Source organism: Noviherbaspirillum sp., from assembly GCF_036846085.1.
In the GTDB taxonomy this organism is placed as follows: domain Bacteria; phylum Pseudomonadota; class Gammaproteobacteria; order Burkholderiales; family Burkholderiaceae_D; genus Noviherbaspirillum.
Genome location: NZ_DAIUCO010000263.1, coordinates 1 through 7,103 on the forward strand (window position 1 = coordinate 1; position 7,103 = coordinate 7,103).

General features: G+C 56.4%; 7 protein-coding genes and 1 pseudogene. All 8 read right to left on the reverse strand.

Features of this window, described 5'->3' with window-relative positions; translation table 11 throughout:
* A pseudogene (locus V7080_RS21810) lies at window positions 1-346 on the reverse strand (hypothetical protein); the annotation flags it as partial.
* Window positions 346-1,182 carry a P-type conjugative transfer protein VirB9 gene (gene virB9 / locus V7080_RS21815; RefSeq protein ID WP_334190488.1) on the reverse strand — a complete coding sequence of 279 codons (837 nt, stop codon included), beginning with the start codon at window positions 1,180-1,182 and terminating at the stop codon, window positions 346-348. The gene virB9 and the pseudogene V7080_RS21810, both read right to left, overlap by 1 nt.
* Window positions 1,183-1,192: 10 nt before the next feature.
* A complete protein-coding gene (locus V7080_RS21820; RefSeq protein WP_334190489.1) occupies window positions 1,193-2,005 on the reverse strand; it encodes a virB8 family protein in 813 nt (270 codons plus the stop codon).
* The gene (locus tag V7080_RS21825) at window positions 2,002-2,316 is read right to left on the reverse strand and encodes a hypothetical protein (RefSeq protein WP_334190490.1); all 315 of its coding nucleotides are present in this window, start codon (window positions 2,314-2,316) and stop codon (window positions 2,002-2,004) included. Before V7080_RS21825 ends, V7080_RS21820 begins: the two co-directional genes overlap by 4 nt.
* Window positions 2,317-2,556: 240 nt before the next feature.
* The gene (locus tag V7080_RS21830) at window positions 2,557-3,633 is read right to left on the reverse strand and encodes a type IV secretion system protein (RefSeq protein WP_334190491.1); all 1,077 of its coding nucleotides are present in this window, start codon (window positions 3,631-3,633) and stop codon (window positions 2,557-2,559) included.
* A 3-nt stretch (window positions 3,634-3,636) separates the two neighbouring features.
* Window positions 3,637-3,867 (reverse strand): hypothetical protein, encoded by a 231-nt coding sequence (locus V7080_RS21835; RefSeq protein WP_334190492.1) that lies wholly within the window; start codon window positions 3,865-3,867, stop codon window positions 3,637-3,639.
* Between the two features lie 42 nt (window positions 3,868-3,909).
* Entirely contained in the window at window positions 3,910-4,590 is a 681-nt protein-coding gene (gene virB5 / locus V7080_RS21840) for a P-type DNA transfer protein VirB5 (protein WP_334190493.1), read from the reverse strand.
* Entirely contained in the window at window positions 4,587-7,034 is a 2,448-nt protein-coding gene (locus tag V7080_RS21845; protein ID WP_334190494.1) for a VirB4 family type IV secretion/conjugal transfer ATPase, read from the reverse strand. Before V7080_RS21845 ends, virB5 begins: the two co-directional genes overlap by 4 nt.
* Between the last annotated feature and the right edge of the window lie 69 nt (window positions 7,035-7,103).

Sequence of the window (7,103 nt, forward strand, 5' to 3'; positions counted from 1 at the left end):
GTTCTTCGGTCTGGCTTTTTTTCGGTTTCGGCTTTTTATCGGAATTGACAGCAACAATCAGCGCCGCGGCCGTCCCCAGGATGAAGACAAAACCAAGCGCGGTGACGAGTTTGTTGCCTGCCCGGCGCCGGTTCACCGACGGCAATCCGTCGTTGTCGTCGCCGGCCGCAGCGTGTGCGTGCCGTTGGTCGCGTGCGCGGCCATCGTCGCTCGTTTGCCGCGATTGCATGGCTTGTGCTAGCGTTGCCGGGTCGTCCCCCATGTGCGGCAAGCTGTCGTCACCCGGCCCGGTGTCCGAATGTGCTGCCACGCGTTTGCTGCGGTTGAATCGATCAAACAGGCCCATCACCGGCCTCCTTTGATGACCCGGTCGACATCGGGTGAAATCGTGCCGGTGCGGTTATCGCGCCCGCCATCGGGATCGAAGGACTTGTTGATCACCGATGCCACGGCATCGCCTTTTCGTAGCATCAGGCTGCGTACCAGGCGCTGCACCATGATCGTGTTGCCATCGATAACGCTGGTATTGATGAGGGCTTCATTGCCCGTGTCATCCACCGAATACACCGCCGGCATGTCGTGGTTGTTGGCGAAGGTCAGATAAATGAAGCGGCCATCATCGCGTGCCGCGGTCGGACTGACCGCTTCGGCGCCGGCGACCCAGTAATCGAGGTTGTGCGCTGCGCTATCCGGATCGGCAGGCCGGGATCGGGCCTCGCCCAGACGCGTTTTCACCGCGTCGCGCCCGGCGTTCGCCGCCGCGCGCGCCAAGCTCTCGTCCGGATAGCGAAACGCCAGAGAAAACACCAGGTTGGGGTCGGCCCAGGCGGTCGAATCGCGGATTGGCCGGGGTTGCACCACGAGCGCGAATTGATACGTGCGTTTATCCGTGATCACGGTGACATTGGTATCGGCTTTGGTTGCTTGCGGTTTGATGAACAGGTGCTTGCCTCGCGGAACAATCTTCCATGCCTGGTCATCTCCAACGGCGACATCGCGGATGGTTTCGTCGTCGCCAAACTGCACATGCGTGGACACCCCGTAGAACGTCGCCAGCTTGACGACATTCATCGGGTTGTAATCGACGATGCGTACCCGTGGATCGTATTTGCCCTTGGCTGGCGTGATTTCTGCCAGTGCCACCAACGGCAACAGGGCGCCGAGGATCAGAAAATGTTTCATCGTGTCTTTCTCATTGCCGGATCGCCGGCACCGCCGGCGCAGCATGGGGGCTGGCCAAGGGCGCCGGCGCTGCCGGAAACAACGTCACCGGCGCCGCCGGTGGCAGTGCCGCTGGCGCTTGCGCCGCCTGTAGGGCTGGCTCCAGCCCCGGCGCGTCCGGATCATTGCGGTACTCGGCGACCAGAAAGCCGAGTGGATTAACAGCGCGGTCTTTCTCCGCCATCGGCGCTTTCGTGTACTTGAAGGTGATGGTGGCCGACCAGTGCGTCACCTGCGGCTTGTCGGCACCGCGCTCGATGTCTTTTGTGTAGCGCACGAGCGCCACATTGTTTTTGATGAAGGTAGTGCCCTTGATACGAACCCGCACTTTTGCATGGGGGCCATAAATGTTCAGGGGTGACTGCGCATTCTTTGGATTGAAGAACTGATAGTACTTTTGCTGCTCGACGGAACCAGAGAGAATGCCGACGTTGTTGTAGTACTCCTCCGCCAATTCTTTCGAGTAGCCCTCGCGGTAACGCACATACAGCTGCGTGAAGTACTTGTTGACGGCCTCGTTGTAGTTCGTTCTGCCATCGGTCAATGCTTCGACCACGTCGACGATGCCGGTGGCATTGTCAACCCGGATCACATACGGTTCCGACGTTTTAAGCGGCGCCAGCGCAGCGACGGCGCCCACCGACATCATCGTGGTGACGCCGGCCAGGCCGGCGATCCACCAGGCAATGGCTTTCGACCTTTCGATTTCGCGCACGCGGTCGGTCTCCCACGTCCGGGCTTCGTCCAGATAGGCTTTCAGATCCTGCTTTTCGCGGTTCTTCATTGCGGCTTTTTCCTCTTTATGCTGCCCGGCGCGACGTCACCGGGCGCTCTATAGCGGAGAAACACCGGATGCTCGATGTGGGCCGGCGTAGTGTTTCTGACCACATCAGCCACGGTCCCTCCTTGTGCATCAATGGCGTGCAGCGCATCGGCAAGCGTGGTTGCCCGTAGCCGGATGCGAACAGGCAGCGGCACTGGCGTGCCGATGGCTGGCAGCACCGTCAATTGGGGTGTCACACCCTTCAAGGCAGGGAGCGCGCCACCGATGTCGCCTTCATAGGCAAAATGGAACACGTCGGTTGGTGCCGGCACGGCGACCTTGTTGATCGGCCGGTAATCACCTTGCGGCAATACCGGCTTTGGAGGAGAGCCGGCACATCCGGCCAAAAAGAAAAGAAGGATTAAGTACAAGAATGGGTTCATAAAATTGCTTCATTCGCAAGGCTGGCGAGGGTAAAGTGGCTCTGCAGGGCCATAACACGGTGATGGACGTGTGGCAGGCAAAGAAAGGAGCGGTTTTTCGGGTAGGGGAGAACTGTCCGTTTACGGGAATCAGTGTCGAGAAACGCGGTTGGTCGATCCGGTGATTTTCCGATAGACCGCCATCGGCGCCCCCACGGCGAGACGACCCAGACTGGGGTGGTTGGACGCCCATCTTGCATTCAACACTCTTGCTCGTCGTGCACCCCGCATGTCGCTCAGCGTTTGGCCGATTACTAGGTTCTTGCTCGAGCCAGCAGCACCTTTCGCTTTTTGATAGGCATAGGCCACTGCACCCAATGTGCCGATCGCGACTCCCCCACTTAGAGAGGAGGCAATGGAGGGAATTTGCATCATTACCAATATACCAATGATGCTTAGAACCAGACATGGCAATGCTTGATTGATAAAAGGACGTGCTAGAACGCCCGCCGCGGTTGCATCTGCTAAATAAGTTGCGAGGATAGATAAAATGAGTTTGATCGCAGCTGCTGTTAGCATCACCGTGAAAACGTAGTTCAAAGCCTGTCCTAACCAAGCATCGAAGAATCGTTTAGTGGGTTCAAAGATCGTCAGCAGAATGAAGATAGGGCCGACGCCTAGAATGATGGCAAGTGCCATTTTTGACAACGCGAGCAGAAAAGCGCCATAGCCAGTTACCAAAAGACCGCTCGCCCAAATAAGGATTGCAATCGCTATCTGCCCTAAGTCAGGAACGCCTATCAGTCCTGATGAGGCATGCGCGTTTTGCCAGAACGCATTCCCTAGGTCATAGATTTGCGATAGCAACCGATCGAGGAATTGCATGTTGTTTTCACTGCTTGCCGAACCTGAAGCAATGTATTCAGCCATTACTTCAGGCGAATTCCACAACAAATTCGCTAAAAAGTTGCCGTATCTAGTAACGCTCAGAGCTATGCCTGTAATGATCGATAATCGAAGAATTCTCGCCAAGCCGTCTGTAACAGGTTCTGAGATAACGCCACGCATCATGGCCCAACCCCACAGAACAAAATAAATTGAGAGTAAGGTGATTGAAACGGGAGTTATTGCTTCGACGATGTTGCCTGCGACGGTTTCCCAATAATTCTCCAAAGGTATGTTTAAGTCTGCAAAAGTGCGTTCGTAGAAGTGAAAATTACTTGGCATGCTTTACCAACCCTTCGGTAGCGAACCATTTGTGACTTCTTTCGACATTGAGTTCTTTACCCGATCGCAATTATTGCTAACCACTTTACCCATGCAATATGTCTGCAAAAACTCAGCCTGAGTTATCTGCTTGCCTTTCACAACAATGTTGCGTGGATCGTCAACTGTTGGAACATCAACCCCACAGGCTGTAAGAAGAGCGAATGACACTGTTGTCATAAAGAGATTTGTCATTGCAGTAGGCCTCAGTAAATTGCAACTTGATCGGCGGGACCCTTACCAGCCGGCGGGTATTTCTCCACTGGTAGCGTTCATTCGCATTTCCGCCGCTTGCTGATATGCGATGTCACGTTGGGCTTGCGCCAGTTGATGCAGCATCTGCAGCTTGTTGGCCTCGTTTTGCATCATGACCTGTTCCGCCTGAATGCGGCTCGACAGATCCGCGATGTCTTTGGCGTCTGGCGCATTGTTGACGCGGTCCAGCAAGACCTGGATATCATCGAATCGCTGACTGGCAGTGCGGTACGCTTCTTCCGCTGTGGCGCGATTGATGGCCACCTGCCGGCCGCTGTTTTCAAACGCCCGCACCGCGTCGCCCGCGGCATCCAGCCCGCTTAGCGAGATATCGAAGCGCCGGGAGGCGTTATAGATGGCTTCCCATTGGCCGACACCTTGCCGGAGGATGATTCCATACTCTGCCGGCAGATAGTGGCGACCAATCGGATTGTTGACCAGGTTACCCATGCCCCGAACGCCGTTGAGGTTGTCATACTGCTGCTGCAGCTGTTGGATCTGGCGCACCATCTGCTGATACTGCTGCCCCCACGCCACGACTTGTTGAATGGCTTGTGCCAGATTGGCCATGTCAATCACCGGGATGCCCGCATGCGCCGCATTGCCGGCGCCGACACCGACGCACAGCGCCAGCACTGCAAAACTTCGCTTGAGCATCTTCATGATGGCAACCCTTTGCGGATACGGTGAAACTCCGGTAACCAGAGCGCCGGATCGTCGCCCAGTTCCGCAACCAGCTTTTCCGCGAGCGCCGACGTTGCCGTGTTGCCGGACAAGACCGCCAATTCATCATCGAAACCCCGCAAATCCAGTTCCGCCACGACGCTGTTCTGACCCTGCTTGATCAAGAAACGGCGCGACTTCTCGCCCAGCTCCCTGACGATTTCATATTCCCGCATCGTCAGCTTGAAGCCGTTGACATAGTCGTCGTAATCGGCTTCCGGATTCGGCAGGAAAATCTTGGTCGCCGTTTGCGAAATGATCGCGTACGCAATGGGTGACTTCAGCACCTGCCGCGGTGATTGCGTGAACATCACCAGAAAGCCATCCTGCTTTCGGATCGTCACCAGCTTGTTTTGCGCCATGTCTTCAAACGCCGGGTCGTCGAGCAGCTTCCAGAATTCATCGAGGAAGATCGGAATGCGGCGGCCATCGATCAGGCTTTCAATCCGATGAAACAGGTACATGATGGTCGGCGTGCGGGTTTCATCGTTGTCCAGAAATTCGGTCACGTCAAAGCCCACCATCGTGCAGTCATCCAGGTTCAGGCTATCCTGGGCATTGTCGAACAGCCAGCCAAGCGACTTGCCGCGGCACCATTTCTGCAAGCGAATGTGCACGCCGCGCTCATCGGTCGGATCGAAAAATTCAATCAGCGAACTGAGCCGACGCTTTTCCCGTGGTGCACCCATCACCCCTTTGATCGCTTCACTGATTTCTGTTTCCTGTCGGGGTGTAATGGGCATCTGATCATTCCTGACGAGCTGCTTGATCAGGCGTTCGAGGAAGGTCAGGTTGTTGGGCGTGGGAGCAAGCTGGAAGGGATTGAAGCCCGATGGGAGCCCGTTCTTTAACGGGTAGTAGCGCCCGCCCATCGCCCGGACGCCGACGGCGGCGCCAAGATCCTTATCGAACAGCACGCAGGACAGCAGTTTGCCCTTGTCGGGCTGGTGAAATTTCTGCGCTTGCGCAAGCAGCACCATTTCCAGCACCGTTTTCCCCGTGCCCGATTTGCCGACGACAATCGTGTTGGCGAGGTCCTTGTGATTCGGATCGAGCCTGGCCGCCTTCTTCGCGTCGGCACCTTGTTCCCCTTTATGAAAATTGAAGTAGTACGGGGCCCCGGACGTGGTCTTGAACACGGTCACCGCATCGCCCCACTGATTGCCGCGGATGCGGCCGGTCGGATAGTTGTGAAAGCAGCTGAAGCCGGCGAAATTGCGGCTGGTGATATCGCCCGGGCGCACCCGATATTCAAAGTTGCCGGGAAGTTGCGCCCAGAAGGCGCCGGCAATGCCGGCATCCTCCCGTGCAGCTTTCATGCCCGCTTCGGAGAGCGCCGAGATGGCGTCACTGATGTAGTCGTTCAGCAGTCTTTGCTCATCGGCCCGCACCAGGATGCTGAAGCTATGCGTACCCATCACAAATCGATTGCTGGTCAGGTCATCCAGTGCCTGATCGATCTCCGCCACCTGGCTCACGGCCACGTCGCCGGCATTGACCATCCTGCCTTGCTGTCGTTTCATGCGGCCAACCGCCACCGGTTTGGATAAAAACGTGAAGCTTTGCGATATGACGAGTTCGAAGGGCTTGCCCAGCAAGTCGTTCAAGATGCCAGGGCAGGTGATGGAAGGATATTCCTGAATCGTCAGCATGCCGCCGTACTGCGTGCGTGCCGGCCCTTTTAACGACAGCAAACCGCCTTTGCCAAAGAAGGGACGCGATGTCGCCAGCACATTTTTGATGGCTGCGCGCGGCAATGGAAAGCGGCGCCACTCGCCATCGATGAGAAACGCCAGGAATTCCAGCGTTTCGGAAAACAAGGTACCGTTGTGTGCATAGCAGCCGAGCACTTCCGGGTCGTACCGGTCCAGCGCCGCCAGGGCGGTATCGGTGATGTCCTGCAGCGCGTCGAGCTCGTCGAGTTGCTTGTCCTGAACGCTGATCGATGCTTTTGCGCCGATCCGGTCAAACAGCTTGCCGAGTGTGACGGGTTGAGGGCGATATACGATGGTCAGATACAATTCATTGACCAGCATATTTTCGTCCGCCATGTGGGCAAGGTACTTTTCATTGAACGCCTGGCAGAAACCAAGCGGATGGTCGCCGCCGGGGAAGGTGCCGAAATGACGTCGCACCACATGCGACCATACGGCGACATTCGACGAGCCGATATTGCGCATGAAATTGTTCAACCCGTCATGCCAGGCATTGATGTCATCGACGTCGGCGCTTTCATGCGCAGCACCCTGCAGCCGGATGACTTGAATGTAATCGCCGCCAATAAGCTTGACTGCGGTGCTTGATACGTGGCTGGAGTAAGGAATGAATGCAGCTGTTCCTTCTTCATTTTTCAACGCCTTGCTGAATTTAAATGCGGCACCCATTGCATTTCCTCCCGTTGTGCTGACTCACGTACTACGGCGTCGCTGTTCGCGTAGTTGAAACGTTCACTC